General features: G+C 69.4%; 2 protein-coding genes. One reads left to right on the forward strand and one right to left on the reverse strand.

Going from position 1 to position 2,252, the window contains the following annotated elements; translation table 11 throughout:
- A partial coding sequence (gene rhlB / locus D588_RS0114315; protein ID WP_017916473.1) for an ATP-dependent RNA helicase RhlB occupies nt 1-1,327 on the reverse strand: 1,327 nt, incomplete at its 3' end.
- A 202-nt stretch (nt 1,328-1,529) separates the two neighbouring features.
- On the opposite strand from rhlB, the gene trxA reads away from it, so the two are divergent.
- A complete protein-coding gene (trxA, locus tag D588_RS0114320; RefSeq protein ID WP_017908556.1) occupies nt 1,530-1,871 on the forward strand; it encodes a thioredoxin TrxA in 342 nt (113 codons plus the stop codon).
- Nucleotides 1,872-2,252 lie beyond the last annotated feature (381 nt).

Consider the following 2,252-nt stretch of genomic DNA (forward strand, 5'->3'; position numbering starts at 1 on the left):
GACCGCCGCCGGGCTTGCCGCGACCGCCGCCGCGACGCTGCTCGTCGGCCTCGCGCTGGGCGCGGGCCTCGCGGAAGATCTCGCCGATGCTCTCGTCACCCTCGGCCTCGGCGGCCTCGCCCTCCACCGGCGCGCGCGGGGTGCGCGGCAGCGCCACCAGCAGCTCGGCGGTGACCGGCTCGACCGGGATCTTCTGTTCGATGTAGGCCTCGATGTCCGGCAGGCTCATCGCGTAGCGCTCGCAGGCGAAGCTGATCGCGTCGCCCTCCTCGCCCAGCCGCGCGGTGCGGCCGATGCGGTGCACGTAGTCCTCGGCGTCGAACGGCAGGTCGTAGTTGTAGACGTACTTGACCCCGTCGATGTGCAGGCCGCGCGCGGCCACGTCGGTGGCCACCAGGATCTCCAGCTGGCCCTTCTGGAAGCGGTTGAGCAGGGTCTCGCGCTTCTTCTGCGGCACGTCGCCGGACAGCACGCCGACCCGGTAGCCGTTGCGCTCCAGCGCCCGCGCCACGCGCTCGACGAACGCCTTGGTGTTGACGAACACCATGGTGCGCGCGCCCTCGCTGCGCGACAGCAGACCCAGCAGCAGGGTCAGCTTCTCCTCGTCGGAGGGGAAGTAGATGCGCTGGCGCACGCGCGCGGCGGTGATGCTCTCGGTCTCAACGACGAGCTTTTCCGGCTCGTTCATGTGCTCGTAGGCCAGCTCCAGCACGCGGTGGCTGAGGGTGGCCGAGAACAGCAGGGTCTGGCGGGTGCCGCGCTCGGGCATGCGCCGCAGCAGGAAGCGGATGTCCTTGATGAAACCCAGGTCGAACATGCGGTCGGCTTCGTCGAGCACGCAGATCTCGCAGGCGTGCAGCGACACCACCTTGTGCTGCTTGACGTAGTCGATCAGGCGGCCGGGGGTGGCGATGATCACGTCCACGCCCTGCTGCAGCAGTTCGCGCTGCTTGTCGTAGTCCACGCCGCCGTAGACCAGTGCGAAGCGCAGGCCCAGCTCGGAGCCGAACTTGACCGCGTCCTTGTGGATCTGGATGGCCAGCTCGCGGGTCGGGGCCAGGATCAGCGCGCGCGGATCCTCCGGCTTGCGGTCGGCCAGCGCCGGGCGGCTGAGCAGGCGGTTCATCACCGCCACCAGGAACGCCAGGGTCTTGCCGGTACCGGTCTGGGCCTGGCCGGCCACGTCGCGGCCGGGAAGGGCCACCGGCAGGGTCAGCGCCTGGATCGGGGTGCAGCGGGTGAAGCCGGCGCTTTCGAGGCCTGCGAGCAGCGCGGGCTGCAGTTCGAACGCGGAAAAAGTCACATCGGTCAGCGGTTTGTCGCTCATCATTCCATCTTCGTGAGGCCACCCCGCCCGAAGCGTAAGGTCGCGGCTTGCATCGGTCCCGGCAGCGTCGCACACTGGCGTCTTCCATGCCGGGTCGCGCGACAGGGGGAATCCCTTGAGATCGCCGCGCAATGCCCCAGTTTACCGCAATGCGGCGGCCACCCGGTCCGGCCAGTCGCATTGGCCCAGGAGAACCCCCAAAGTGAGCGACAAGGTCCTTTACGTCGGCGACGCCGATTTCGATGCCACGGTGCTGCAGTCCGACGAGCCGGTCCTGGTGGACTTCTGGGCCGAGTGGTGCGGCCCGTGCAAGATGATCGCGCCGGTGCTGGACGACCTCGCCGATGCCTACGACGGCCGCCTCAAGGTCGCCAAGGTCAACGTGGACGAGAACCGCGCCACCGCGATCAAGTACCACGTGCGCTCGATCCCGATGCTGCTGCTGTTCAAGAACGGCCAGATCCAGGCCACCCAGATCGGCGCGGTCGGCAAGGGCCAGCTGACCCAGATGATCGACAAGACCCTGGGCGGCAGCGCCGCCTGACGCCCGCTGCCGGCGTCCGCTCCGCAACCGGGGCGGCGCCGCGGCAGCCCGGCCGGCGCAGCATCGCCGGCGGCTGAATCGCCCACGAACGCCTGCTTGCCGTGCCTGCGTGGCGGTGATAGTGTCGATACATCCGGTGGCATTCGCACACCGCACCCCCTCTGGAAGATTCTCTCCCAGACCTCCTCCCAACCCCGTATGCCCCCACGCTGGGCGCTCGCACTCTTAGCGAGGAACACCACTTGTCCGATCACACCATGTCCGAACCCGGGAGCGCCGACGCCCCCGCCGAGAAGCGCGTGCGCAAGCCGCGCGTCAGCAAGGCCGCGAGCGGCGCGGAAGGCGCCGCCGAGCACGGCGCGCCGGCACAGCCGACCCTGC

The organism is Xanthomonas sp. SHU 308 (assembly GCF_000364645.1).
Classification (GTDB): domain Bacteria; phylum Pseudomonadota; class Gammaproteobacteria; order Xanthomonadales; family Xanthomonadaceae; genus Xanthomonas_A; species Xanthomonas_A sontii.